This window comes from Schumannella sp. GW821-FHT10F01 (assembly GCF_058809295.1).
Window position 1 is genome coordinate 22,361 of record NZ_JBXASM010000009.1, and the last position, 24,735, is coordinate 47,095.

At 73.7% G+C, this 24,735-nt stretch carries 29 protein-coding genes and 1 pseudogene; 14 read left to right on the top strand and 16 right to left on the bottom strand.

Annotated elements, in window-relative coordinates; genetic code table 11:
* Positions 1–2 precede the first annotated feature (2 nt).
* The 3 genes from AC1RSJ_RS11320 to AC1RSJ_RS11330 form a co-directional block, all read right to left on the bottom strand.
* Positions 3–872 carry an aminodeoxychorismate lyase gene (locus AC1RSJ_RS11320; protein WP_493118491.1) on the bottom strand — a complete coding sequence of 290 codons (870 nt, stop codon included), beginning with the start codon at positions 870–872 and terminating at the stop codon, positions 3–5.
* Positions 869–1,192, bottom strand: coding sequence for a tryptophan synthase subunit alpha (locus AC1RSJ_RS11325; RefSeq protein ID WP_493118492.1), 324 nt, complete (start codon positions 1,190–1,192; stop codon positions 869–871). The genes AC1RSJ_RS11320 and AC1RSJ_RS11325 overlap by 4 nt, the downstream gene beginning before the upstream one ends.
* A gap of 74 nt (positions 1,193–1,266) precedes the next feature.
* Positions 1,267–1,812 (bottom strand): LysR substrate-binding domain-containing protein, encoded by a 546-nt coding sequence (locus AC1RSJ_RS11330; RefSeq protein WP_493118493.1) that lies wholly within the window; start codon positions 1,810–1,812, stop codon positions 1,267–1,269.
* A gap of 78 nt (positions 1,813–1,890) precedes the next feature.
* On the opposite strand from AC1RSJ_RS11330, the gene AC1RSJ_RS11335 reads away from it, so the two are divergent.
* A complete protein-coding gene (locus AC1RSJ_RS11335) occupies positions 1,891–2,721 on the top strand; it encodes an SDR family oxidoreductase (protein ID WP_493118494.1) in 831 nt (276 codons plus the stop codon).
* Between the two features lie 31 nt (positions 2,722–2,752).
* Here the strand turns inward: AC1RSJ_RS11335 and AC1RSJ_RS11340 are convergent, their stop codons facing one another.
* On the bottom strand, positions 2,753–2,899 hold the full coding sequence (locus AC1RSJ_RS11340; RefSeq protein WP_493118495.1) for a hypothetical protein: 147 nt from the start codon (positions 2,897–2,899) through the stop codon (positions 2,753–2,755).
* 127 nt (positions 2,900–3,026) lie between these two features.
* Between AC1RSJ_RS11340 and AC1RSJ_RS11345 the strand changes: the two genes are divergently transcribed.
* The 6 genes from AC1RSJ_RS11345 (at position 3,027) to AC1RSJ_RS11370 (ending at position 7,637) form a co-directional block, all read left to right on the top strand.
* On the top strand, positions 3,027–3,395 hold the full coding sequence (locus AC1RSJ_RS11345; RefSeq protein WP_493118496.1) for an ArsR/SmtB family transcription factor: 369 nt from the start codon (positions 3,027–3,029) through the stop codon (positions 3,393–3,395).
* A complete protein-coding gene (locus AC1RSJ_RS11350; RefSeq protein WP_493118497.1) occupies positions 3,392–3,868 on the top strand; it encodes an SRPBCC family protein in 477 nt (158 codons plus the stop codon). Before AC1RSJ_RS11345 ends, AC1RSJ_RS11350 begins: the two co-directional genes overlap by 4 nt.
* Before the next feature lie 10 nt (positions 3,869–3,878).
* Complete coding sequence (locus AC1RSJ_RS11355; protein ID WP_493118498.1) at positions 3,879–4,487, top strand: dihydrofolate reductase family protein; 609 nt, start codon at positions 3,879–3,881, stop codon at positions 4,485–4,487.
* Between the two features lie 12 nt (positions 4,488–4,499).
* Positions 4,500–4,943: a VOC family protein gene (locus AC1RSJ_RS11360; protein ID WP_493118499.1), complete on the top strand. Its 444-nt coding sequence runs from the start codon at positions 4,500–4,502 to the stop codon at positions 4,941–4,943.
* Positions 4,944–4,980: 37 nt separating this feature from the next.
* A complete protein-coding gene (locus tag AC1RSJ_RS11365; protein WP_493118500.1) occupies positions 4,981–6,087 on the top strand; it encodes an LLM class flavin-dependent oxidoreductase in 1,107 nt (368 codons plus the stop codon).
* Positions 6,088–6,149: 62 nt separating this feature from the next.
* Positions 6,150–7,637, top strand: coding sequence for an NCS2 family permease (locus AC1RSJ_RS11370; RefSeq protein ID WP_493118501.1), 1,488 nt, complete (start codon positions 6,150–6,152; stop codon positions 7,635–7,637).
* A 37-nt stretch (positions 7,638–7,674) separates the two neighbouring features.
* Here the strand turns inward: AC1RSJ_RS11370 and AC1RSJ_RS11375 are convergent, their stop codons facing one another.
* A complete protein-coding gene (locus AC1RSJ_RS11375) occupies positions 7,675–8,970 on the bottom strand; it encodes a uracil-xanthine permease family protein (protein WP_493118502.1) in 1,296 nt (431 codons plus the stop codon).
* Positions 8,971–9,064: 94 nt separating this feature from the next.
* On the opposite strand from AC1RSJ_RS11375, the gene AC1RSJ_RS11380 reads away from it, so the two are divergent.
* Both AC1RSJ_RS11380 and AC1RSJ_RS11385 read left to right on the top strand, forming a co-directional pair.
* Positions 9,065–10,285, top strand: a complete 1,221-nt coding sequence (locus tag AC1RSJ_RS11380) for an amidohydrolase (protein ID WP_493118503.1) — start codon at positions 9,065–9,067, stop codon at positions 10,283–10,285.
* Between the two features lie 78 nt (positions 10,286–10,363).
* Positions 10,364–11,683, top strand: coding sequence for a GNAT family N-acetyltransferase (locus AC1RSJ_RS11385; protein WP_493118504.1), 1,320 nt, complete (start codon positions 10,364–10,366; stop codon positions 11,681–11,683).
* 4 nt (positions 11,684–11,687) lie between these two features.
* Here AC1RSJ_RS11385 and AC1RSJ_RS11390 read toward each other — a convergent pair whose 3' ends face one another.
* The 4 genes and pseudogenes from AC1RSJ_RS11390 to AC1RSJ_RS11405 form a co-directional block, all read right to left on the bottom strand.
* The gene (locus AC1RSJ_RS11390) at positions 11,688–11,879 is read right to left on the bottom strand and encodes a hypothetical protein (RefSeq protein WP_493118505.1); all 192 of its coding nucleotides are present in this window, start codon (positions 11,877–11,879) and stop codon (positions 11,688–11,690) included.
* A 104-nt stretch (positions 11,880–11,983) separates the two neighbouring features.
* Positions 11,984–12,340, bottom strand: coding sequence for a YbjQ family protein (locus tag AC1RSJ_RS11395; RefSeq protein ID WP_493118506.1), 357 nt, complete (start codon positions 12,338–12,340; stop codon positions 11,984–11,986).
* A gap of 58 nt (positions 12,341–12,398) precedes the next feature.
* Positions 12,399–13,286: a hypothetical protein gene (locus AC1RSJ_RS11400; protein WP_493118644.1), complete on the bottom strand. Its 888-nt coding sequence runs from the start codon at positions 13,284–13,286 to the stop codon at positions 12,399–12,401.
* Between the two features lie 24 nt (positions 13,287–13,310).
* A pseudogene (locus AC1RSJ_RS11405) lies at positions 13,311–13,457 on the bottom strand (DUF2510 domain-containing protein); the annotation flags it as partial.
* Positions 13,458–13,609: 152 nt separating this feature from the next.
* Between AC1RSJ_RS11405 and AC1RSJ_RS11410 the strand changes: the two are divergent.
* The 4 genes from AC1RSJ_RS11410 to AC1RSJ_RS11425 all read left to right on the top strand — a co-directional run bounded on the left by AC1RSJ_RS11410 (position 13,610) and on the right by AC1RSJ_RS11425 (position 17,310).
* On the top strand, positions 13,610–14,050 hold the full coding sequence (locus AC1RSJ_RS11410) for a hypothetical protein (RefSeq protein ID WP_493118507.1): 441 nt from the start codon (positions 13,610–13,612) through the stop codon (positions 14,048–14,050).
* 61 nt (positions 14,051–14,111) lie between these two features.
* Positions 14,112–15,026, top strand: coding sequence for a DnaJ domain-containing protein (locus AC1RSJ_RS11415; protein WP_493118508.1), 915 nt, complete (start codon positions 14,112–14,114; stop codon positions 15,024–15,026).
* A gap of 270 nt (positions 15,027–15,296) precedes the next feature.
* Positions 15,297–15,899 (top strand): DarT ssDNA thymidine ADP-ribosyltransferase family protein, encoded by a 603-nt coding sequence (locus AC1RSJ_RS11420; protein ID WP_493118509.1) that lies wholly within the window; start codon positions 15,297–15,299, stop codon positions 15,897–15,899.
* Between the two features lie 52 nt (positions 15,900–15,951).
* Positions 15,952–17,310 carry a hypothetical protein gene (locus tag AC1RSJ_RS11425; RefSeq protein WP_493118510.1) on the top strand — a complete coding sequence of 453 codons (1,359 nt, stop codon included), beginning with the start codon at positions 15,952–15,954 and terminating at the stop codon, positions 17,308–17,310.
* A gap of 10 nt (positions 17,311–17,320) precedes the next feature.
* Here the strand turns inward: AC1RSJ_RS11425 and AC1RSJ_RS11430 are convergent, their stop codons facing one another.
* The 5 genes from AC1RSJ_RS11430 to AC1RSJ_RS11450 all read right to left on the bottom strand — a co-directional run bounded on the left by AC1RSJ_RS11430 (position 17,321) and on the right by AC1RSJ_RS11450 (position 21,947).
* Positions 17,321–18,001 carry a hypothetical protein gene (locus AC1RSJ_RS11430; RefSeq protein WP_493118511.1) on the bottom strand — a complete coding sequence of 227 codons (681 nt, stop codon included), beginning with the start codon at positions 17,999–18,001 and terminating at the stop codon, positions 17,321–17,323.
* Positions 17,998–18,576: a hypothetical protein gene (locus tag AC1RSJ_RS11435; protein WP_493118512.1), complete on the bottom strand. Its 579-nt coding sequence runs from the start codon at positions 18,574–18,576 to the stop codon at positions 17,998–18,000. Before AC1RSJ_RS11435 ends, AC1RSJ_RS11430 begins: the two co-directional genes overlap by 4 nt.
* Positions 18,573–19,157 (bottom strand): DUF4352 domain-containing protein, encoded by a 585-nt coding sequence (locus AC1RSJ_RS11440; RefSeq protein WP_493118513.1) that lies wholly within the window; start codon positions 19,155–19,157, stop codon positions 18,573–18,575. The genes AC1RSJ_RS11435 and AC1RSJ_RS11440 overlap by 4 nt, the downstream gene beginning before the upstream one ends.
* A gap of 35 nt (positions 19,158–19,192) precedes the next feature.
* Positions 19,193–20,503 (bottom strand): maltokinase N-terminal cap-like domain-containing protein, encoded by a 1,311-nt coding sequence (locus AC1RSJ_RS11445; RefSeq protein ID WP_493118514.1) that lies wholly within the window; start codon positions 20,501–20,503, stop codon positions 19,193–19,195.
* A 121-nt stretch (positions 20,504–20,624) separates the two neighbouring features.
* Positions 20,625–21,947: a maltokinase N-terminal cap-like domain-containing protein gene (locus AC1RSJ_RS11450; protein WP_493118515.1), complete on the bottom strand. Its 1,323-nt coding sequence runs from the start codon at positions 21,945–21,947 to the stop codon at positions 20,625–20,627.
* 185 nt (positions 21,948–22,132) lie between these two features.
* On the opposite strand from AC1RSJ_RS11450, the gene AC1RSJ_RS11455 reads away from it, so the two are divergent.
* Positions 22,133–23,713: an AMP-binding protein gene (locus tag AC1RSJ_RS11455; protein WP_493118516.1), complete on the top strand. Its 1,581-nt coding sequence runs from the start codon at positions 22,133–22,135 to the stop codon at positions 23,711–23,713.
* Positions 23,714–23,766: 53 nt separating this feature from the next.
* Here the strand turns inward: AC1RSJ_RS11455 and AC1RSJ_RS11460 are convergent, their stop codons facing one another.
* Both AC1RSJ_RS11460 and AC1RSJ_RS11465 read right to left on the bottom strand, forming a co-directional pair.
* Complete coding sequence (locus AC1RSJ_RS11460; protein ID WP_493118517.1) at positions 23,767–24,045, bottom strand: acylphosphatase; 279 nt, start codon at positions 24,043–24,045, stop codon at positions 23,767–23,769.
* Positions 24,042–24,722, bottom strand: a complete 681-nt coding sequence (locus tag AC1RSJ_RS11465; RefSeq protein WP_493118518.1) for a histidine phosphatase family protein — start codon at positions 24,720–24,722, stop codon at positions 24,042–24,044. Before AC1RSJ_RS11465 ends, AC1RSJ_RS11460 begins: the two co-directional genes overlap by 4 nt.
* Between the last annotated feature and the right edge of the window lie 13 nt (positions 24,723–24,735).

The following is a 24,735-nucleotide window of genomic DNA, read 5'->3' on the forward strand; positions in this document are numbered from 1 at the left end:
CGCTACTCGGTGCGGGCGAGCAGGAACGCGTTGCCCGCGGCGGTGAGCTCGCGGTCGACGTCGAGCCGTCGGTCGTCGATCGTGTGCAGCGGCGCGGCGTGCCGCACGCTCGACACGAGCCAGGCGGCATCCGCGTCGTCGAGCGCCGACACCGGCAGCCGCCGGTACGCGGTCGGGATGCCGGCCCCCTCCGCCCAGCGGAACAGGTCCGCCTGCGACGTGCCGGGCAGGATGCCGAGCTCGAGCGACGGCGTGACGAGCTCGCCGGCGACGCGGAGGACGAGGTTCGCGGTGGGGCCCTCGAGCAGGAAGCCGTCGGTGGAGGTGAAGATCACGTCGTCGGCGCCGCGCCGAGCCGCCTCGCGCTTCGCCGCCATGTTGACGCCGTAGCTCAGGGTCTTCGCGCCCGCGAGCAGCCACGGCGAGGTCGCGGCGGCATCCGAGCGGAGGCCGCGGTCGAGCGTCACGGCGCGGATGCCGTCGGCCCGCGCGGCGCGGTGATCCGGCGAGGCGGCGCCCCAGGCGAATCCGCTCGGGATCCCGGAGCCCTCCACGCCGCGGGAGAGCACGATCTTGACCCATGACTCGGGCTCGGACGCCATCGCCGTCGCGACGTCGCGCACGACCGCCCGCCAGCCGTCGATGTCGACGGCGCCGAGGTCGAGCATGATCGCGGACCGCGCCATCCGGGCCAGGTGCGCCTCGAGGGCCTGCGGGTGCCCGTGCGCGATGCTGACGGTCTCGAAGACGCCGTCGCCGCGCGTGGCGGCGAGGTCGGCGGCGCTGAGCACCGCGGCGGTCGAGTCGACGCGCCGGGAGCCGCGGACCAGTCCGTCGGCGGCGATATCGAGCACGACGAGCACGGCGCTCATGCGCTGCGCCGCTCGTCGAGGCGGCCGATCATCGACCACACCGTGGTGGTGAGGGCCGGGTAGGCGAGCGCGATCTGGCGGAGCATGCGGTAGTCCCGTTCGGAGGTCGGCAGCCGCGAGCCGTCGCGGCGGATCATCTCGGCGCGGAGCGTCCAGACGACGAGCTCGTCGACCGACGGGATCTCCTCCATGAAGGCCCAGGGGTCCTCGCCGGCGTGGAGCCGCTCGAGCACCACCGTGCCCAGCTCGTCCTGCGCCTCGGCGCGCAGCACCTCGAGGCTGGCTCGGCGCTGGTGTCCGCCGTCCGGATCGAAGTCCATGTCATCGACCCTACGCCCGGCCGCCGAGCGCACGCGGCAGGCGGCGACGGCGCTGCGGAGTCCGCCCCACGAGCTCAGCGGGAGGAGTTCGCGGTGCGCCCCCGCACGATTCCGACGAACACCGGGATGAGGGGATGCTGGTCGTCCTCGCGCCAGGCCAGGCCGATGCCGGTGTCGGGCGCGTCGCGCACGGGCCGGGCGACCACGTCGCGGCGGGAGGCGTCGCGCGCGATCGGCCCGGGCATCAGCGCGAGTCCGGCGCCGGTCGCCACGATCTCGACGACGGCGGCGTCCGCGCCCTCGAGGATCGGCTCGCCGGTCAGGTCCGCGAGGTCGAGCTCGTCGAACGCGGCGACCGGATGATCCTTCGGCGCGACGACGACCGGCGTCTCGCGGTAGAGCGGGATGACGTGCAGCGGCGCCCGGCCGTGCGCACCAGGCTGCTCGCCGCGCTCGACGTCGCGGAGGAAGGCCATCCGCACCTCGCCGGCGAGGAGGGCGCCGAGCGCCTCGTCCTGCGGCAGCGGGCGCAGCTCGAACGGCTCGCGCGGCATCCGATCGCGCCAGGCGCGCCCCCACTTGCCGGGCGCGACGCCGGGGACGAAGGCGACGGTGAACACGTCTCGAGACTAGCCCGGGCCTCGGCCCCGGGCCGCTCGACGGGAATGCGCCGAGGCGGCTGCGCGGTTGTGCCGGTCATGAGCCTGATCGCCATCACCGGAGCCACCGGCCACGTCGGCAGCCGCGTCGCCGCACAGCTCGGCGGTGCGGTCGGACGCCTCGTCGTGCGCGACCCGGCGCGGCTGCCGGAGGCGCAGCGCGGGATCGCCGTCGCGGCCGGCTACGGCGACGCGGAGGCGGCCCTCCGCGCCCTCGAGGGCGTCGACGTGCTGTTCATGGTGTCCGGCTCCGAGTCGCCGACTCGGCGCGACGAGCACCGAACCTTCATCGACGCGGCGTCCCGCGCCGGCGTGCGGCACATCGTCTACACGTCGTTCGCGGGCGCGGCGCCGGATGCCTCGTTCACGCTCGGCCGGGACCACTTCGACGCCGAGCAGGCGATCCACGAGAGCGGGATGCGCTTCACGATCCTGCGCGACAGCTTCTACAGCGACTTCTTCCCGATGTTCGCCGGCGACGACGGCGTGATCACCGGACCGGCGGGTGATGGCCGGGTCGCGGGCGTCGCGCGTGCCGACGTCGCGGATGTCGCCGCGGTGGTGCTGCGCGACCCGGAGCCGCACGAAGAGAGCGTCTACGAGCTCACGGGTCCGGAGGCGATCACGCTGACGGAGGCCGCGGTGCGGATGAGCGATGCGCTCGGGCGCCCGTTCCGGTTCGTCGACCAGACGCTGGACGACGCCTACGCGTCGCGGCGGCAGTGGTCGGACGAGCAGTGGCAGCTCGACGCCTGGGTCTCGACCTACACCGCCATCCGCGACGGCGAGGTCGACCATGTCTCGGATGCCGTGCAGCGCATCACGGGACGCCCGGCGCGCACGCTCGAACAGGCGCTGGCGGGGGAGTAGTCCGCGCGGGCCGGCAGCCCGGGCGTTCGGCTCAGCCGGCCTCGGGGTCGAAGGCGCCGTCGCCGTACTCGGAGCCGTCGTCGGGGCCCTCGCCGGCGTCGTCGAAGACCTCGTCGCCGTCATCCGAATCGGGCTCGGTCGCGCCCAGGTCCAGGTCGTCGTCACGCGGATCGCTCATCGGCTCGCCTTCCGTCGGTGTGCGCTCAGTGTGTCGCACCGCGGCGCTCGCCCGCGGCCGTTGACAGGCTCCGCTCATGCGCCTATCGTAATCAACGAAGCAGTTGATCAAGGGAAGGGTTGACGGCTTGGACGAGGACCAGCGGCTCGACCGGGCGTTCCTCGCCCTGGCCGATCCGGTGCGACGCCGCATCATCGCGCGGCTGAGCCGCGGGTCCGCGACCGTCAACGAGCTCGCCGAGCCGTTCGAGATCACCAAGCAGGCCGTGTCCCGGCACATCGCCGTGCTCGAGCAGGCCGGGCTCGTGACCCGGTCGCGCGACGCGCAGCGTCGTCCGGTGCACCTCGCTCCGGATGCCCTCGAGCGGCTCACCGCCTGGATCGACCGCTACCGCCTCGTCGCCGAGCAGCGCTTCCGCTCGCTCGACGCCGTCCTCGCCGACGCCGGCGACGACGACGCAGCACACCAGAACCAGCGCAAGGAGAAGGAATCATGAGCCACCCCGTCGAGATCGACGCCCCCGTCGGTCTGCCCTTCATCGACATCGTCCGCGAGTTCGACGCACCCCTGGAGCGGGTGTTCGAGGCCCACCGCGATCCGGACCTGGTGCGCCGCTGGCTCGGGCCCGACGGCTACGAGATGGACATCGAGCGCTGGGACTACGTCGACCAGGGCGGCTACCGCTACACGCACCACACGCCGGAGCACGGCAGCTTCTCGTTCCGCGGCACCTTCCACACGGTGCGCCCGGAGTTCTCCATCCAGACGTTCGAGTTCGAGGGGATGCCCGACGTGGTGGCGATCGAGGCGCTGACGCTCGAGCCGCTCGACGGCGGCGCCCGCACCCGCGCGCGCATCCACTCGGTGTATCCGACGGTCGAGGCCCGCGACGGCATGGTCGCCAGCGGCATGGAGACCGGCCTCACCGAGGGCTACGCGCGCCTCGACGGCGTGCTGGCCGAGGTCTGAGGCGCTCACCATGGAGGTCATCGCCGATATCACCGTCTCGCTCGACGGATTCGTCGCCGGCCCGGATGCCGGCGTCGGCAACGGGCTCGGGAACGGCGGCGAGCCGCTGCACCGCTGGGTCTTCTCCGGACACGCGGACGACCAGCGCATCCTCGACGCCGCCATGGAGCGCACCGGCGCCGTCGTGATGGGCCGCAACCTGTTCGACGTCGTGGACGCGCCGGACGGCTGGAGCGAGGAGCTCGCCTACGGCGGACCCGGATCGACCCTGCCGCCGCCGCCCGTCGTGGTCGTGACCCGGCGCCCCGTCGAGCGGGTGCGGCTGGCCGACCGGTTCCGCGACTTCGCGCCCACTGTCGAGGAGGCGGTCGAGATCGCCCGCCGTCACGCCGGCGACCGCGACGTGATCGTGATGGGCGGCGGTGCCGTCATCCGGTCCTGCCTCGCAGCGGGGCTCGCCGACCGGCTGACGCTGCACGTCGCGCCGTTCGTGCTCGGCGGCGGCACGCCGCTGTTCGCGTCCGACTGCGTGATCCCCGCGCTCGGTCGCCTCGACCTCGTGCCCGACGGCGTCGACGTGACGCCGTCCGCCACCCATCTGCACTACCGGACCCGCTGAGAGGACACCGCCATGGACTGGACACTCGAGGTCGTCATCCTCCCCGTCTCCGACATCGACCGCGCCGTCGCGTTCTACCGCGACCAGGTCGGCTTCCACCTCGACCACGACACCACCAACGAGTTCATGCACGTCGTGCAGCTCACGCCGCCCGGCTCCGGCTGCTCGATCGTGTTCGGATCGCTGCCGGCGCAGAACGAGATGGCGCCGGGCTCGATCCGCGGCCTCCAGCTCTGCGTCGCGGACGGCGCCGCGGCCCGCGACGAGCTGGTCGGACGCGGGGTCGAGTGCTCCGAGCTCATGACGTTCACCCCGGACGACGGCGGCACGTTCTTCGGCTTCGCCGACCCGGACGGCAACACCTGGGCCGTGCAGGAGCTGCGCGTGCGCGGCGAGCGGCCGCTCATCCCGCACGACGCGCGAGGGCGCTTCGGCGAGGGCGTCGAGCTGTCGTGAGGGAATCGTCCGCCCGGTTCATGCGTTCGCATCCATCGTGAAGCGAATCGGGTTCCTCTCCTTCGGGCACTGGCAGGACGTGCCGGGATCGCGAGTGCGCACCGCCGCCGATGCGTACCAGCAGGCCGTCGAGCTCGCCGTCGCCGCGGAGGAGGTCGGCGTCGCGGGCGCGTACTTCCGGGTGCACCACTTCGCCCGGCAGTCGGCGGCGCCGTTCCCGCTGCTCGCCGCGGCCGCGGCCCGCACGAGCACGATCGAGCTCGGCACCGCGGTCATCGACATGCGGTACGAGAACCCGCTCTACATGGCGGAGGAGGCGGCCATCGCCGACCTCGTCAGCGCCCACGCCGGCGGTGAGGGCCGCCTGCAGCTCGGCGTGAGCCGAGGGTCACCGGAGCCCGCGCTCCGCGGCTCGGAGGCCTTCGGCTACGTGCCGGGGGACGGCGAGACGGATGCCGACCTCGCCCGCGCGAAGACCGAGCTGCTGCTCGCCGCGCTCGAGGGCCAGGGCGTCGCGATGTCCGATCCGAAGGTCACGGGCCTGAGCCGTCCGCTGCCGATCGAGCCGCGCTCGCCCGGCCTCCGCGACCGCATCTGGTGGGGCGCCGGCACCCGCGCGACCGCCGTCTGGGCGGCCGAGCAGGGCATGAACCTCATGTCGTCGACCCTGCTCACAGAGGACACCGGCGTGCCGCTCTCCGACCTGCAGGCCGAGCAGATCCGGATGTTCCGCGACGCGTGGGCGTCGGCCGGTCACGAGCGCACGCCGCGGGTCTCGGTCAGCCGCAGCATCATCCCGATCATCGACGACGAGACGCAGCGCTACTTCGGCGTGCGTGCGCAGGCCGACGCCGAGGACCAGGTCGGCTACCTCGATGCCGCGACCCTGGCGCGCTTCGGCCGCTCCTACATCGGCGAGCCGGACGTGATCGCCGCCGAGCTGGCGCAGGACGCCGCGGTGCAGGCCGCCGACACCGTGCTCGTCACCGTGCCGAACCAGCTCGGCGTGGCGTTCAACGCCCGCATCCTCGCCTCGATCGTGAGGGACGTCGCGCCCGCACTGGGGGAGCAGCCGGGCCGGCCCGTCGCCGACGAGACCGAGTCGCCCCACCGGCGGCGCCACGGGGAGCATCCCGGTCGCTAGGCTGGCGCGGGTCGCCGTCGTCCGGCGCCCGTGCCGGGCGCCCGAGTCATCCGGAGCCGCCCGTGAGCACCACGTCCCCCGCCCCCGAGTCGCAGCAGGAGCCCGCCCCGCAGTCGGGGCTGAAGGCCCGGCTCGACAGCTGGTTCTCGATCACCGAGCGCGGGTCGACGATCCCGCGCGAGATCCGCGGCGGGCTGGTCACGTTCTTCGCGATGGCCTACATCGTGATCCTCAACCCGCTCATCATCGGCGGGTTCAGCAACGACCAGGCGTCGGTCGACGTGGTCGGCGACTGGCTGCCGAACGCGCAGGTGGCGGCGTCGACCGCGCTCGTGGCCGGGCTCCTCACGCTCGTCTTCGGCGCGATCGCCCGACTGCCGTTCGGCCTCGCGGCCGGACTCGGCATGAACTCCTTCCTCGCCGTCAACGTCGTGAAGGAGGTCACCTGGCCGGAGGCGATGGGCCTCGTCGTGATCAACGGCGTGATCATCGTGCTGCTCGCAGCCACCGGGTTGCGGACGATGATCTTCGCGGCCGTCCCCGCCGAGCTGAAGACGGCCATCACGGTCGGCATCGGCCTCTTCATCGCCTTCATCGGGCTGGTGGACTCCGGACTGGTCCGCTCGAGCGGCGCGAACTCGCCGCCGGTGCAGCTCGGGCTGGCGGGGTCGATCTCCACGCTCCCGACGCTGACGTTCCTCATCGGACTCGTGCTCATGGGCGTGCTCGTCGCGCGGAAGGTGCGCGGCGCGCTGCTCATCGGCATCGTCGGCACGACCGTGCTGGCGATCGTGCTGGAGGCGATCTTCCACGTGGGGTCGAGCGTGAAGAACCCCGCGGGCTGGAACCTCAACGTGCCGGCGCTGCCGTCGTCCGTCTTCGCGCTGCCCGACCTCGGCCTGATCGGCCACGTCGACCCGTTCGGCGCGTTCGCGCGCATCGGGCCGCTGTCGGCGATCATGCTCGTCTTCACCCTGCTGTTCCTCAACTTCTTCGACGCGATGGGGACCATGACGGGACTCGCGAAGGCCTCCGGCGTCGCGGACGCGAAGGGCGATTTCCCGCGCCTCCGCTCGGCGCTCGTCATCGAGGGCGCCGGCGCGATCGCGGGCGGGGTCGGATCGACCTCCTCGAACACGGTCTTCGTGGACTCCGCCGCGGGCATCGGCGAGGGTGCGCGCACCGGGCTGGCCTCCGTCGTCACCGGCGCGCTGTTCCTCGCGGCGATGTTCCTCACCCCGCTGACGCAGGTCGTGCCGCTCGAGGTCGCCGCGGCCGCGCTGGTCGTCGTCGGCGCGCTGATGGTCTCCCAGATCAAGGACATCGACTGGACCGACTTCTCGTCGTCGCTGCCGGTGTTCCTCACGATCATCGTGATGCCGATGACCTACTCGATCGCGAACGGCATCGGCGTCGGCTTCCTGAGCTGGGTGCTCATCCGCAGCCTGTCCGGCCGCGCGCGGGAGATCTCGCCGCTGCTCTGGATCGTCGCCGCCGGCTTCGTGCTCTTCTTCGCCCGCGGCCCGATCGAGTCGCTCATCGCCGGCTAGGCGGCGGTCCGCACCCGGGCCGGCCGCGCATCCCGGATCAGGTCAGGCGCTCCTGCTCGGTGCCGCGCAGCCGTGCGATCGCCGTCATCACGTGGTAGACGACGATCGCGGCGACGGTGCCGAGCACGATGCCGGTGAAGCTGACCTCGCCGGTGCCGGTGGAGATGCTGATCGTGAAATCCGCGATGCCCATGATCAGCGCGATGCCGGCAGCGAGCTGGTTGCGCGGCTGCGAGAAGTCGACCCGGTTCGCCACCCAGATGCGCACCCCGATGATGCCGATGAGGCCGTACAGCGCGGTGGTGACGCCGCCGAGCACGCCCGGCGGGATCGTGAAGATGAGCGCGCCGACCTTCGGCGAGAGGCCGAGCAGGATGGCGACGATCGCCGCGACCCAGTACGCCGCGGTCGAGAAGACGCGGGTCGCCGACATGACGCCGATGTTCTCCCCGTAGGTGGTGGTCGGCGAGCCGCCGCCGAGTCCCGCGAGCACGGAGGCGACCCCGTCGGCGAGCAGCGCGCGACCGGTCAGCGGCGAGAGGTCGCGGCCGGTCAACTCGCCGACGCCCGTGATGTGGCCGACGTTCTCGGCGACGAGCGCGAGCACGACCGGCAGGAACATCAGGTACAGGCCGAGGTGGTCGAGCGAGAACGTCGGCGTCGTGAACTCGGGGAGGCCGATCCAGGCCGCCTTCCCGACCGCGGAGAAGTCGACCTCGCCGGCGACGACCGCCGCGACGTAGCCGACGACGACGCCGATCACGATGGAGAGGCGGCCGAGCAGGCCCTTGAACAGCACCGCCGACAGGATGATCGCCGCGAGCGTGATGACGGCGATCACCGGCGACGCCGTGAAGTTGTTCTTCGCTGCCGGTGCCAGGTTGAAGCCGATGAGCGCAACGATGGCGCCCGACACGACGGGCGGCATGAGCAGGTCGATCCAGCGCGTGCCGACGACCTGCACGACGATGCCGACGACCGCGAGGAGCGCGCCGACGACGATGACGCCGGCGAGGGCGGACCCGCGGCCGCCCGCCGCCGTCGCGGCGGTGATCGGCGCGATGAACGCGAACGACGAGCCGAGGTAGCTGGGCAGCCGGTTCCGGGTGATCAGCAGGAACAGGATCGTGCCGACGCCGGAGAACAGCAGCGTCGTCGACGGCGGGAACTTCGTCAGCAGCGGCACGAGGAAGGTCGCGCCGAACATCGCGACGACGTGCTGGGCGCCGAAGCCGATGGTGCGCGGCCAGCTGAGCCGCTCCTCCGGCTGCACGATCTCGGTGGCGGCGACGGACCTGCCGTCGCCGTGGAGGGTCCAGGGGAGCTGCGGCATCGCGGTGGGTCCTTCGGTGGTGCGGCGGTACGGGCGGGTCGGCCGGGCGCGGACGCCGGGTCGGACCGAGCGTAGCGGCGCGTAGCGTGGCGGCATGGCTCTTGCGATCACGAACGCCCGCATCGTCCCCGTCACCGGACCGGAGATCGAGGGCGGGGTGATCGTCGTCGGCGACGACGGGCGGATCGCCTCCCTCGGCCCGGCATCCGCGGTGGCGGTGCCCGAGGGCGCGCAGATCGTGGACGCGGGCAGCCGGCCCGTGCTGCCCGGCTTCCTCGAGGCGCACGGCCACGTCGGCATCCACGAGGAGGCCAACGGCCCGGCCGGCGACGACACGAACGAGATGACGAACCCGACCACGGCCGGCGTGCGGGCGATCGACGCGATCGACATCGACGACGAGGGCTTCCGCGACGCGCTGCGCGGCGGGGTCACGAGCGTCGTCGTGAAGCCGGGCAGCGGCAACGTCATCGGCGGGCGCACCGTCGCCATCAAGACCTGGGGCGGCCGCACGATCGACGAGCAGCTCATCAGCGACCGGGTCAGCGTGAAGTCGGCGCTCGGCGAGAACCCGAAGCGCGTGTACGGCGGCCGGACCCAGACGCCGTCGACCCGACTCGGCATCTCCTACGTGCTGCGCCAGGCGCTCGAGGACGCGCGGTTCTACGCCGCGCAGCGGGCCGAGGCCGCCACGGAGGGCAAGCCGTTCAAGCGCGACCTCGCGCTCGAGACGCTCGCCGACGTGCTCGACGGCGAGCTCGTCTGGGACCAGCACGTGCACCGGCACGACGACATCGCCACGGCACTCCGGCTCGCCGACGAGTACGGCTACCGGCTCGTCATCAACCACGGCACGGAGGCGCACAAGATCGCGGACGTGCTCGCCGAGCGCGGGATCCCGGTGATCTTCGGGCCGATGTTCACCAGCCGGTCGAAGGTGGAGCTGCGAGACCGGGCGATCGCGAACCTCGCGGCCATCGCCGCCGCGGGCGTGACGGTCGCGATCACGACCGACCACCCCGTCGTGCCGATCGACTTCCTCGTGCACCAGGCGTCGCTCGCGGTGAAGGAGGGGCTCCCGCGGCAGACCGCGCTCGAGGCGCTGACGATCAACCCGGCGCGGATGCTGGGACTCGACGGCCGGATCGGGTCGCTCGAGCCCGGCAAGGACGCCGACCTGGTCGTCTGGTCCGGCGATCCGCTGGATGTGAACTCCCGCGCCGAGCACGTGATCATCGGGGGCCGCACGGTCTACACCTGGGATGCGGCGGCCGGCGCCGGCCGCACGGTCGAGCGCGCCGAGCGGTTCGCCTGAGCCGCGGCGAGGTCCCACCCGGTCTCGCCCGTCGGCCCTCGCACCGAGCGCGTCGGCCCCGGGGGATAGCGTGGAGCGGTGACCAGCATCGACTCCCGCACCGCCGCCCTCGACGCGATCTCTGAGGAGCGCCTCCGCGGCGCGGGCCTGCGCCTGTCGCTCGTCGACACATCCGACGCCGCGGCGTTCGGCACCTGGATGCAGGCGGACTCCCGCGGGTTCCACGGCGGGCGGGTCGGCGATGACATGCTCCGCCGCATCGTCGAGCAGACCGCCTTCCGCCGCACGACGGGCGTCTTCGACGACGACTACCGCGCCGACGAGCCGATCGCGACCTCGCAGTCGTGGGTCGCCGAGCTCACCGTGCCGGGGGAGCGGACCGTGCCCGCCTGGGCGATCAGCTCCGTCACGGTCGCCCCGACCCACCGTCGCCGCGGCGTCGCCCGCGCGATGCTCGAGGCGGAGGTGCGCACGGCCGCGGCGGCCGGGGTGCCGATCGCCATGCTCACCGTGTCGGAGGCGACCCTGTACTCGCGCTACGGCTTCTCGCCGTCGGCGAACGTGTCGACCTGGAAGGTGGAGACGAAGCGCGTGCGGTGGACCGGTCCGACGCCGGAGGGCGCCGTCCGCTTCATCGACCTCCCCACCGCGCGCCGGGAGCTGGCCGAGCTGCACGACCGCACGCGGCTGACCCGTCCGGGCGACATCGAGGTGTGGGACCTGCGGTGGGACCAGATCGCCGGCATCGCGACCGAGGACGAGGGCTCGGCGAAACGCCTCCGCGCGGTGCACTGGACGGATGCGGCCGGGGCGGTGCGCGGCGTGGCCCTCTACCGCGTGGCCGACGACACGGACGACTTCACGAAGCACACGCTCACCGTCGAGCACATCGTCACGGAGGGCGCCGACGCGTATGCCGCGCTCTGGCGGTGGCTGCTCGAGGTCGACCTGGTGGGCACCGTGAAGGCGGAGCTCCGGTCGCCGGACGAGCCGCTCTGGTGGATGATCGGCGACTACCGCGCGGCGACGGTGACCCTCCGCGACCACCAGTGGATCCGGATCGTCGACCCGGTCGCCGCGCTCGGTGCGCGCCGCTATGCGACTGCCGGCCGCTTCGGCCTCGACGTCGTGGACGACCTCGGCGTGGCCGCGGGACGGTTCGTGCTGTCGGTCGACGAGGAAGGGCGCGGAACCGCGGTCGCCGCGGACGAGCTGCCGGACGGCATCCCCGCCCTCGAGGTGCCGGTCACGGCGCTGTCGTCGATCTACCTCGGCGGGATGTCCGCCGCCACGCTCGCGGCCGCGGGACGGCTGCGGGAGCTGGCCCCCGGATCGGCGGATGCCGTCGACGCGGCCTTCCGGTCGCCCCGGACGCCGACGCTGACCGTCTGGTACTGAGCGGTCAGACGCGGTGGCGGCCCGCGCCGACCGGAGCCTCGATCGGCTCGGTGTGCGTCGCGAAGCAGGCGCTGCACTGGAACACGTAGACGCCGTCGATCTCCGTCGACAGGTGCGCGCCGTCCGCGTCGCAGAGGAAGCAGTAGCGGAGCTCGAAGACCTCCGCGGTGCGGCCGGCTGTGCTGTGGTTTCCCATGATCGTCCCCCCGTCGGATCCGGTGAGACGAGTGTCCGCCCGTGCGAGGGTGCGCGGGAATCCCCAGAGCCGGGGCGACCCGCTCGGGGGACAGCCCCGCCGGTCTACTTCTGCTGGGGCGTCCAGCCGGGCTGGCCCTGGGGGATCGGGGTCACGACGACGGCGGTGCCGTACGCGCAGACCTCGGTCCAGTTCTGGCCCAGCTCGCTCGCGTCGAAGCGCATCGCGACGATCGCGTTCGCGCCGCGCTGCTCCGCCTCGATCACCATGCGGTGCATGACCTCCTGGCGGCTCTCGTAGAGCGCGCGGGTCATCTCCGGCAGCTCGCCGCCGCCGATGGCGCGGAAGCCGGCCATGAAGTTCGCGCCGATGTCGCGCGAGCGGACGGTGAGCCCCATGACCTCGCCGAAGACGGCGTCGATCCGGTAGCCCGGGACCTCGAGAGTGGTGACCACGATCATGGGTCGAGGCTAGGACGCGCGGAGGTCATCCGTCGCGCGGCGCGCGGATGACAGATGCTCAGGAGGCGGGGAGCACCGTGATGGTGGCCGAACCGCCCTGCACGATCTCGACTGCGATGCGGGAGACCGCCCCGTCGGCGCCGGTGCCCGTGCAGTCGAACTTCGACCCGACGGCGACCTGCACGTCGGCGGCCGAGCAGTCGACCGTCATCGGCATGCCCTTCGAGGCGAGCTCGGTCTCGATCGTGTTCTCCACGGCGTTCTGCGCGGCGGCGGCGAACGGATCGGCGCCGGGAGCCGCCGGAACCGCGCCGAACGCCGCAGGACCGAACGACTGGTTCACGAAGAACAGCCCGCCGCTGAGCAGCGTGGAGGCGATCAGGTACGCCACGAGCGGTCCGACACCGCGGCCCGGTCCCGGGTTGAGCCGCGTGATGCGGCGCACGAGGTACCAGAACGTGCCGAGCAGGTGCCAGCCGGCGCCGGGCGCCGGATAGCCGCGCGAGCGCAGCTGCGCGCCGTCGAGGATCTCGAACAGCAGCTGCAGCGGGAGCGGGATCAGGGCCGCGAACACGAGCAGCGCGGGCACGGCGCCGATCGAGTGGAGTCCGACGAGTGCGAGCAGGAGCGCGAGGGAGACGGCGGGCATGAGCGCCGCGGCCCAGGCGCGACCGGCGAGCGGCGGCGGGTCCGGGATGCCGTCCTCGTCGCGGTCGAAGCTGATGTAGGTGCGGCCGTCCGCCATGATCGTCGTCGCGCGGGGACCCTCGACCACCGGCTTCGTGCTGCTCGAGCGCGACGTGTAGAGCGTCAGCTCGTCATCGGTGTAGTTCGAGGTCCAGCGGGCGGACGAGGAGTCGGTCGACGGCACGGGGCCGGACGGCGAGAACGGCGCGGCGGCTGCGGTCGGCTGCGCGAGCGGCTGGGCAGCCGCGGTCGCGGGCATGGCCGCCACCGGCGCGGGCGCCGGCGTCACGAGCGGGCGGACGTGATCCGTCCAGCCTTCACCGCTCCACCAGCGCATCGATGCCGGATCACTCGGGTCCTGATACCAGCCAGCGGCCGGCTCAGTCGTGATCACGTCAGACACACTTCCCCCTCTGTCGTGTTCCTCCACGATAGGGACGTCGCCTCACCCTGTTCTCGCCCCCGTTCGGGGCGGAGGTGCGCCGGCGACGTCCTCTCCTCCCGGTTCCGACCGGCGTGGCCGCCATCCCCAGATCGGCGCTTGCGGCGCCTCGGGCAGTCCCGGGCGAGCACGCTCGGAGCATGATCTCCTCCGAGGACGCGGTGCTCCTCCCGCTGGCCGACGACGCCGCCATCCTGCGCCGCGCCGGCGACCTCATCGGGCACGCCATCCGCCGGCAGCTGTGGTTCCTGTTCCTCGATCGTGCCGGCGTGCAGCTGCCGGTGCTCGTCCCGGTCGACGGGCTGCCGGTGCTCCCGGCGGCCGGCGACGACCCCCTCGGCCTCCGCGATCGCACCCTCGCCGAGGCGGTCGAGATGCTCGGCGGACTCGTCTCGGCCACCGGTGCCGCCTCGGTCGTCGCCGTGCTCGAACGGCCCGGCCCCGACCCGCTGACCACCTCCGATCGCGCGTGGGCGTCGACCCTCGACGCGGCCGCGGACCGCTGCGGCGCCCGGCTGCGCGGCGTCCTGCTCAGCTCGGATCACGGCCTCCGCTGGATCGGACCGGAGGACCGCGGATGAGCATCTCCGCCGCGCCCGGCGGCTGGGAGCCGCCCCGAGCGGCGATTGCTAGCCTTCGCTGGTGTCCGACAGCCCGCTCGCCTCGAGCCCGTACGAGGTGCTCGGCGTTCCCGCGGATGCGACGGATGACGACCTGCGCCGTGCCTTCCGCCGCCGGCTTCGCGAGACCCATCCGGATGCCGGCGGCGACGCCGGTGCGTTCACCGCGGTGCAGCGCGCCTGGGCCGCCGTCGGCACGCCGGAGGCACGCGCCGCCTACGACTCGGCACGCCGCGACGGCGGTTCCGGTCCGATCACCCGCGCGCACTGGGCGCCGCGCGCCGCGGAGCCGCGCCGGTCCACGCGCCCCACGGCGCGCTCGACCGGGCATCCGGGCGGCTGGTACCGCGAGCGCTACCTCGCGTCGCTGCGCGAATGGGTGGGACTCGGCGACCCGATCGCCGACCCCTACGACCCGGCGCTCGTGCGCAGTGCGCCTCGGCACGTGCGGCACCTGCTCGCCGCCGCGGTGGCCGAGGAGGAGTCGGCGCGCCGGCTGTCGGAGCTGGGGATCGGGTTCACGCTCTGGCACGACGTCGCGACCGACGCGGGCAAGATCGACCACGTCGTGCTCGGCCCCACCGGGCTGTGGGCCGTCCAGTCTGAGGACTGGGGCGGTCCGGTCGACGTGCACCGGAACGAGCTCGTCGGCGAGGCGATCCCCGCCGCCGAGCGGCCGCTCCACGATCTCGCGGCGCGCGGCCGCCTGCTCGCCCGGGCGGCGCGTGTGAAGTTCTCGGCCGTCATGGTGGTCGTGCCGGACGAGTACTTCGAGGGCGTCGTCGAGGCCGGCCGCATCCGCGGTGCCGAGGCGCTCGTGTCCGAGCGGTCACGGCTGGTGTCGGTGCTCCGCGAGGGCGTCGAGGGTGTCGGCGTCGGCGGCACCGACCTCTTCGAGCTGCGCTCGCGGCTCGGGGCGGCCATCCGCTTCGTCTGAGCTCGTGACCCGCCGAGCGGGTCAGCCGTGCGCAGCGAGGCCGGGTACCCTGGAGACGTGCCGACAGCAGAGTGCATCCACGGCCTCGATCCCGTTCTGTGCGACATCTGCACCCCGCGTCCGGCTCCCGAGCCGGTCCGTGCGACCCGCCCCTCGCGGGCGTCCGCGACGCGGAGCGCACCTGCCAGGAGCTCTGCGACTCGGGGCGCCAGCGGGCCGGCGTCGAGCGCCGGCCGCGCCGCGCCCCGGCCCGGTGCCTCGGGTCCGGCGGTGGATCTGTCGACCCAGCGCGCCTATCACGTCACGCACGTCGACACCCTCGCGGTGATCCTCGACGACGGCGCGCTGCGGGCGGATGCGACGCCGGCGATCGAGCTGAGCTCGTCTGCGACGCGCGAGCTCCGCACCGCCACCGAGCTGCCCGACGGATCCGCGGCGTCGGATCGCGTGCCGTTCTACCTCACGCCCGATGCGACCCGCTGGCGCGAGCTCGTCGACGGCGCCACCGGTCCGGCGTGGTCCGAGGCCGCGCGCGCCGTCCGCTCCACCGAGCTGCTCGCGCTGGCTGTGCCGGCGACCGCGCTCGGCCCGGACTCGGTGCTGACCGACGGCGACGCCGCGGCCACGCTCACCCGCTTCCTGCTGACCGGCGCCGACCCGACCGCCACGCGGGCGCTGCTCCGGCGGCTGTCCGCCGAGGAGGGCGGGCTGCCCGACGCCGAGCTGCTCGGACCCGCCGAGGTGCCGTTCAGCGCCGTGGCGCTCGTCATCGTGCCGAACGACCCGCTGCGCGAGCGCGTGCGGTCGCTCCTGAAGGCGGCGGGACTCGGAACGAAGGTCGCGGTCAACCCGCCCTGGTTCACCGCGTCCTGACGCGATCGTGAGTTCTCCCCGGTTCCGCGCCGCCGGCGAATAGCATGGCCGGGTGCGCGCCCTCCTGATCCGCTGGGTCCGCATCCTCGGGGCGGCCTGGCCGCGGATGCTGGCCTGGTACCTGATCGGCGAGACCGTGCGCAGCGGCATCATCCAGCTCGCGGCGCCGCTGGCCGGCCAGGACAAGGTGCTCGCGCTGCTGCTCGTGCCGCTCGCGATCCTGGCGCGGCTGGTCGCGTACATCGGCATGTTCCTCGCGGCGCGCGACGCCATGGTCGGCTACCGGACGGTCGTCGGCGACGCCGGAGCCGCGCGCGGGCTGCGGCGGCGCGCGGCCGAGTTCACCGAGGTGACGACGGCGGCGATCGTGCCGTTCTTCATCCTGTACGAGCTCATCGGCGGCGTGCGCGACGACGTCGGCGAGTACGCCGTCCTCGCGTTCCGCAACAACTTCCTCGTCGGCGACGACCCCACGGCCGGCTTCGCGCTGCAGGTCGGCGACGGCCCGGCCGTGCTCATCGTGTTCGTCACGGCGTTCTTCGGCCGCATGGTGCTCAAGCGCTTCGGCTCGCGGTTCCCGGCACCCGTCGCGTTCCTCGACATCTACCTCGACGCGATCTGGGTCTTCGTCGCCGTGAACGGCGCGAACTCGCTCATCGGACCGCTGCTCAAGTGGTGGCAGGATCGCGCGGTCGTGGTCGCGCTCGGCGACATCCGGCAGCAGGTCGACGACCTCTGGTCCGGGTTCCGGCTCAGCCTCGCGGCCGCCGACGTGATCGTGCCGCTCGCGCTCCAGCTCGTGCTGCTGCCGCTGGCCTGGGCGCTCATCGCCGCCGTCGTCTCCACGCGGGCGGCGGCCGAGCTGCGCGCCGGGGACGGTGCCGAGGTGCGGGTCGAGGAGCGCCTCGCGCACCTCCGTCGCACCCTCCCGCCGGTGCTCCGCGACATCGTCGCGGTCGTGGGGGAGGAATGGGACGAGAAGGGCCCGCCCGCGTTCGTCTCGCTGCGGATCCTGCGGCGCACCGGCCTGGTGACGATCCTCGCGTTCGTCGGTCTCTCCGCGATCCTCTTCGCCGCCGGTCAGTGGCTCGAGCGCGGCGTGATCCTGGCGCTCGGCCCGCACGAGGAGTCGTTCTGGATCGCGCTGGCGCCGGCGCTCGGCGTGCTCGCCGGCGCGATCATCGAGCCGGCGCGGCTCGCGCTGCTCTCGGCCTTCGTCGACCGCGGCATCGAGCAGCGCGTCGCGGCCGTCGGGCTGCTCGAGGTGCGGGAGGAGCTCGCGGAGGCCACTCCCGACGAGTCGCCGGACGCGCCGCCGGAGTCCGCCGACCCGGTGCTGGTCGATGCCGAGGTCGAGAAGCGCGAGGACGCCTACGAGGACGCGTCGGATCCGCGCGGCCCGACCGGCTGAGCCGCTCGGCTCAGAACACCACCGGGTCCTTCGGCAGCCGGAACCGCACGATCGTGCGCGACGAGGCGTCGGAGAGCGTGACATCGAGCACGGCCGTCGGATAGGTCCGCTTCGGCACGAGGAAGACCTCCTCGACCAGGCGGTCCTCGGGCTCGTCGAGGAGGCAGACGGCCGAGCTGTCGTCGCGCGTGCCGTAGTGGAAGCGCAGCGGGTTCGACTCGGCGTCCCACTGACGGTCCTCACCCGCGGCGGCGCCGGGCGCCGTGAGCCGGAGGTCGCAGAGGCCCACCTTCAGCGGTCTCGCGGCGGCGGTCGCCGTCACGGTGACGAGCACCGCGACGAGTCCGGTGCCGGGCGGCGTCGTGACCGTGCTGTCGTCGGCGCCGTCGGTCCCTGCCGCGCGGATGCTCACCTCCCGCCCGTGCCAGGTGAAGTGCCCGCCGGCGGGGATGACGCGGTCCGGTCCGGCGGGAGCGGCGCGGTCGAGCGGATGGACCACGAGCACGCCGACGGCCAGCGCGAGCGCGACCGCAGCGGCGCCGAGCCCGATCGCGTTCCGGCGCAGCCAGCTCGGCCGTACCGACGTGGTGGTCGCGCGGGCGGCCTCGCCGGAGCCCGCGACGTCGGGCGCGTTCCCGACGTCGGCCGTCGGGCCGCTCTCGCGGCTCGGGACCCCGCGCTCGCCGCTCACCCGGCGTCCTTGAGATCCGCGTCGTGGACCGTGACGCGGTCGGCCACCGGCAGTCCGTCGAGCGGCAGTCGCACGACCGGGACGGTGTCGTCGTGGGGCTCGATGAGCGGGAGCACCCAGAGCTCGCCGACCGAGCCCTCGACCGATCGCGGCACCTCGAAGGCGAAGGAGCCGGTCGTGATGACGCGGGTGCGCAGGCTGCTCGACACGAGGCCGTCGCCGGGCAGCGACGCGGCGCGGTACGACCTGCCGTCGACCCGCAGCTCCGCGTTGCTCAGCGAGCGGGGCGCGACGTTCATCTGCACCTCGGCGTCGACGACGACCCAGAGCGCGTCGGTCGCGATGTCGGGGGCGCGCTCGTCGTAGCCGGCCGCGTCCGGCAGGTGCAGCTCGCGGGCGAGCCGCACCTTGGTGACCCGCACGTCGTAGAGGCGGGCCGAGACGGTGTCGCCGATCGCGCCGCGGACGGGGACGGGGCCGTGCACGGCCTCGTCCCGCGGCGCGACGAGCACCGCCGCGGCACCGGCGACGACGAGCGCGATGCCCGCGACGACGGCGAGCGGACGCGGCCTCATCCGCCGTCGTCCACGGTCAGGTCCGTGATCGCCATCGCCTGCGGACCGGTCAGCGCGCTCGAGCCGAACACGGGATCGTCGAGCCGGTGCTTGCGCTGGTACAGGCCGACCCAGAATCGCTCGCCGACCGAGACCTGGCCCTCGTCGAGCGTCCAGACGTAGTCGAGGTCGACGGGCACGCCGGGCTGATAGGCGACGCCGAGGCGCACGTCGCGGGCGTCGCGGATGTCGGCGACGTCGTTCTGGTCGAGCACGCCCCGCACCGTCGCGCGCACCTCGCCGACGTCGGAGATGTACCAGCGGTCCTCGGTGTTGAGCACGGTGCCGTGCACGACGAGGTACACCTGCCCGTCAGGCGCCGGGTAGCTCTGGCCGGGCAGCCGGTGGGTGAGCTCGGCGCCGTGCACGGTGACCTCGGCCATGTCGCCGCGCACCGTCTCGCCGATCGCGGCGCTCGGCGTCGACGTCTGCCGGGCGTCGTCGAAGCCGCCGGCGCGCCACAGCACGAGACCCCCGCCCGCCACCGCGACGACCGCGATCGCGGCGATCACGATGCTGCGGGTGCGGGGTCGACGCGGCATGCCGCCCAGCCTACGGGCGAGAACGCGAGGAGACGTCAGGCCGCGCTGAGCTGGTTCGCGCGGGCCGTGGCGTCGGTCAGGACGCGGATGAGGGCGGAGTACGGGATGGCGGCGTGGTCGGGCCGGCGACGGCTCTCCCACACGGTGTCGACGACGGCGAAGTCGGCCTCGAGCGCCGCGAGCAGGTCGTGGTCGATCGGCGCACCGGTCGCGGTGTAGCCGTCGAGGAGCGCGCCGCGGGCCGCGGACTCCCATCCCGGGGCGGCACCGGCCAGGCCGGCCGCGTAGTGCAGCGAGCGCAGCGCGGCGGCGACGTCGCGGAGCGCGAGATCGGACCGGTCGCCGGCGGGCAGCGGGTCCTCGCCGCCGAACGCGCGGAGCAGCCAGGTGCCGTCCGGAGTCCGCTCGAGGGCGGAGAGCTCGAGACGGCCGTGCACGGACTGGAGCGCCGGCCAGGCGCCGGGCTCGTCGGCCGCGTCGACCAGCCGGGCGAGCGCGGCCTGCAGCGGTGCGAGCTGCGGCACGTCAGCGCCGGCGGCGGTCAGCCGGGCGCGCCAGGTCTCGACGGTCGCCTCGCGCTCCTCGGCGGTGACCGGGCGGCAGGGGAGCGCGGCGGCCAGCGCCGCGTGCGCGGCGGCGAGCGTCTCACCCATCCGGTACGCGTCGGCGTCGAGCGGCCGGCCGGAGCGGGCGGCGTCGATCGCGAGCGTCCAGGCATCGAGCGTGCCGTCCACGGCCTCCTCGGCGATGGCGAGCGTCGCGGTCGAGTCCTGGTCGCCATCGCTCCAGCGGGCGTCGAGCGTGCCCGCGAGCCGCGCGGTCACGCCGGCGGCGGTGCCCGCCAGCGCCTCAGCGGCGATCGCGTGCGGGTGGATGCCGGGCAGCAGGCGGCGGAACACGGCGACCGCGAGCGCGGGACGCCCGAACGGGCGGACGAGCACCCGCGCAACGCGGCCGGCGTCTTCGAGCACCTCGGTGCCGACGACGAAGCGGTCGTCCGCGGCGTCGCGGAGCGTGCCGGCCTCGTGCATGCCCGCGAGCAGGGCGGCGGCGAACGCGCTGTCGCCCATGCCGTCGAACAGCACGGCACCGCCGTAGCCGCGGCCGATCATGCCGGGGGCCGCGGGATCGGGCAGCACGTCGCGCTCGACGAGCGGCAGCTGGTAGACGACCGGCTCGGTCGGCGCGTCGTCGCGCACGAGCATGACGCGGACACGCGCGAGGGGGTCGGGGGACGGGAGGAACACCTCCGCCAGCTCACGGAGCCGGGGCGCTCCGTCGTCGGCGGGGGAGTACCAGGACTGCCGGGTCATCCACGAGGAGATGCGGTCCAGGGTGCTCTGCATGGGGACAGGCTATATCCCCCGAAGGGGGGACACGAAGGTCCCCCGCTGTGAGGGTGCCGCGGATGCCGCTGCCGGCATGGACGCCCCTCGAGCGACCCGGCGGGAGCGCCGGGGATCCGGCTCAGGAGCGCTCGGCGGCGAGCAGGCGGGTGACCGCGCGGAGCGGGATGCCGAGCCAGTCCGGGCGATTGCGCGCCTCGTAGCTCACCTCGTAGACGGCCTTGTCGAGCTCGAGCGCCTCGAGCAGGATGCGGTGGGCGAGCGGGTCGTGGCTCGCAGCCTCGGCGTACCCCTCGAGGAACTCCGCGCGGCACTCCTCGGCCCAGGCCGTCGAGCCCGCGGAGGGCTGGCCGCCGGACGCGACGCCGGGATCGCCGGCGGCGGCTGCGTAGTCGAACGAGCGCAGCATCCCGGCGACGTCGCGGAGGGCCGGCTCGGGGCGGCTGCGCTCGGACATGGGCCGCAGCGGCTCGCCCTCGAAGTCGATGAACACCCAGCGGCCGTCGGGGGCCCGCAGGATCTGGCCGAGGTGGAGGTCGCCGTGGATGCGCTGCAGCTCGGGCCAGACCTCCTCCTGCGCGCGGTCGTAGACCGACTCGACAGCGCCGCGATAGGGCTCGAGCGCGGTCGAGTCGCGCAGCGCCGCACCGAGCCGGGAGTGCCAGCCGGCCGCCATCGCGACCGTGTCGCCGATGCTCGGCTCGCGCGTCGGCAGCCGTGCCGCGAGCGTCTCGTGCATGACGGCCGTCGCGCGGCCGAGCTCGTGCGCCTCCGTGCCGAACGGCCGCAGCTCCGCGGCGGCGCGCAGAGCGATCCGCCAGGCGTCCTCGGCCCCGGTCACGAACTCCTGCACGACGGCGAGGTGACCGGTTCCGTCCTCATCGTGGCCGTCGACCCATTCGCCGACGACCTCGCCGAAGAACCGCGGCACGAACGGGATGCCGGCCTCGCTGAGCACGCTCTGCAGCTCGGCGTCGGGGTTGTCGCCGTGGTGGATGACGCGGAACACCTTCACGACGAGGTCGACGGCGTGCTCGCGCGGCACCACGATCGAGGTGTTCGACTGCTCGCCCGAGAGCACCGCCGGCTCGCCGAGCGGCTCGTCGCCGAGCTCGGCGGAACCCCCGGTCATGGCGGCCAGCAGCGAGGCGGCGAACACCGGGTCGTGCGGGCCGTCGAAGAGATAGCCGTCGGCATCAGACCGGCCGATGTAGTGCTCGCCGGCGCCGCGGGGGATGGTGCCGCGCTCGACGACGGGCACCTGGTAGACGGGGATCCGCTCGTCGGAGTCGTCGGCGATGAGCAGCAGCGTGACGCTCGAGTCCGGATCGACCGAGGGGATGGGCAGCGCCGCCAGCTCGCGGAGCCGCGGCGCGCTGCCCTTGCCCGAGTACCACCGCTGCCGGACGATCCAGTCGCCGATGCTGTCGCGGCTCGCTCCCATGCCATTCGGTCTATCACACGCGGTCGCCGCTCCCGGCGAGCGTCCACGCTCTGCTCAGGTGGGTCGGAGCCCCTGTGCGAGTGCCGGGACGCCGATCCGAGGTGTTGCCGCCCATCCGCACGACGGCGAGGATCGGGGTGGTGGCGCCGCACTCCGGCGTCCGGACCCCGATCGAAGGAGATCGCATGTTCCGCAGCCCGTTCGCCGACGAGGTCATCCCCGACGTCAGCGTCTTCGACTACCTGTTCGGCGGCCTCGGCGACGCGGAGCGCGGGCGGACCGCCCTCATCGACGGCCCGAGCGGCGCGGAGACGACCTACGGCGAGCTGGTGGATCGGATCCTCGCGCTGGCGGGATCCCTCGCGGCGCGCGGTCAGGGGGTCGGCACGACCATCGCGCTGCACTGCCCGAACACGCCGGCCTTCGCGATCGCGTTCCACGGCATCCTCCGGTCGGGCGCCACCGCGACGACGATCAACGCCCTCGCGACCGAGGAGGAGATCGCCCGCCAGCTCCGCAGCGCCGGCGCCGGGATGCTGCTGACGGTCTCCGCGATCGGGGCGCCCTCGATCGCGGCGGCCCGCTCGATCGGGATCCCCGACGACCGGATCGTCGTCATGGACGGCGCGGACGGGCACGCCTCGCTCGCGGACCTGCTCGGCGAGGGGAGCCCGGCGCCGTCGCCGGAGTTCGATCCCGCGACCCACGTCGCGGTGCTGCCGTACTCGAGCGGCACGACGGGCAACCCCAAGGGCGTGATGCTGAGCCACCGCAACCTCGTCGCGAACGTGCAGCAGTGCGCGCCCGTGCTCGACATCGGGGCCGACGACCGGGTGATCGCGGTGCTGCCGTTCTTCCACATCTACGGCATGACCGTGCTGCTGAACCTCGCGCTGCAGCGCCGGGCCGCGCTCGTGACGATGCCGCGGTTCGACCTGGAGCAGTTCCTCCGGCTGCTGCAGGACCAGCGCGTGACCTTCGCGTTCATCGCGCCGCCGATCGGCGTCGCCCTGGCGAAGCATCCGCTCGTCGACACGGTCGACCTCAGCGCGCTGCGCGGCCTGCTCTCCGGTGCCGCGCCGTTCGACACCGCGCTCGGGGAGGCCGTCGCGGCCCGCACCGGCGCCGAGGTGCAGCAGGGCTACGGGATGACGGAGCTGAGCCCGATCTCGCACGTGCTGCCGCGTTCGCTGCTCGGCACGATCCCGGTCGGCAGCATCGGCGTGCCGATCGCGAACATCGAGTGCCGCCTCGTCGATCCGGAGACCGGCGACGACATCACCGCGTTCGGCGACGACGGCCGCACCCGGCCGGGCGAGCTGCTCGTGCGCGGCCCGAACGTGATGCTGGGCTACCTCGGCGACGAGGAGTCCACCCGCAACACGCTCGAGCCGGACGGCTTCCTGCACACCGGCGACATCGCGACCGTCGACGAGTCGGGCGCGTACTACATCGTCGACCGGCTCAAGGAGCTCATCAAGCACAAGGGCTACCAGGTGGCGCCGGCCGAGCTCGAGGCGCTGCTGCTGACGCATCCGGGGATCGCCGACGCGGCCGTGATCGGCGTGCCGGACGAGGAGAGCGGCGAGGTGCCGAAGGCGTTCGTCGTGCGCGCGGCCGGGTCGGAGGTGACCGCCGAGGAGGTCATGGCGTTCGTCGCCGAGCACGCCGCGCCGTACAAGAAGGTGCGGCTCGTGGAGTTCATCGAGCGGGTGCCGAAGTCGACGGCCGGGAAGATCCTGCGGAAGGACCTGCGGGCGGGCTGAGGCGGTCCGCGGAGGCGGTACGGCGGGCGGCTCGGCGCGGGGGCCCGCCCGAATCAGTGCGGCACGAAGCCGTGCTGGCCGGTCGCGTCGACGTCCTCGGCCTCGACCCCCTCGACGCGGGCCACGGCCGGGCCGTGCCGCAGCCAGGTCTCGAGCGCGCGGACGGCGGCCGGCTCGCCCTCCGCCTCCGCGATCACGCTGCCGTCGTCGGCGTTGCGCGCCCAGCCGGCGACGCCGAGGCGCTGCGCCTCCTCGGCGGTGGCCCAGCGGAAGCCGACGCCCTGCACGCGGCCGCGCACGACGAAGCGCCGCCGGATCCGCGAGGTGCTCACCGGCGGGGCTCGCCGATCGGCGCGTCGGCGGGGTCCGCCGCCGTCGGATCGGCCAGCTGCTCGCCGCCGATCGGACGCCCGTTCCAGCTCGTGACGCGCCACTCGCCGGGCCGGCCGTCGAGCGCGACGACGCCGGTGTTGTCCACCTGGTAGAACGATTCGGAGCTCGCATCGATGTTGACGGCGCGGAGCGAGGACCAGGTGCGGATGGCGGCGGCGTGGCTGAACGCGACCGCGGTCGCGTCGGGGTGCGCGGCGGCATCCGCGGCGATGCGGTCGATCGCGCCGTCGAAGCGGGTCAGGAACTCCTCGCCGTCCTGGGCACCCGGCATGCGCACGCCGAGGTCGCCCTGGCTCCACGCGAAGACGACCTGGATGTACTCGAGCACGGCGTCCCGGTCGGCGCGGCCCTGGAGATCGCCGGCGTCGATCTCGGCCAGCCCGGTCAGCACGGTGGGCTCGATCCCGCGGGCCGCCGCGAGCGGCGCCGCCGTGAGCGCGGTACGGGTGAGCTGCGAGATGTAGATGCGCTCGATCGTCTCGGACGCGAGCGCGGCCGGCAGCGCTGCTGCCTGCTGCTCGCCGAGGGCGGTGAGCCCGGGTCCGGGCGCGGCGGCATCGAGGATGCCGGAGACGTTCGACGGGGTCTGGCCGTGGCGGATCAGCAGGAGGCGCATCGCGGCCACTCTA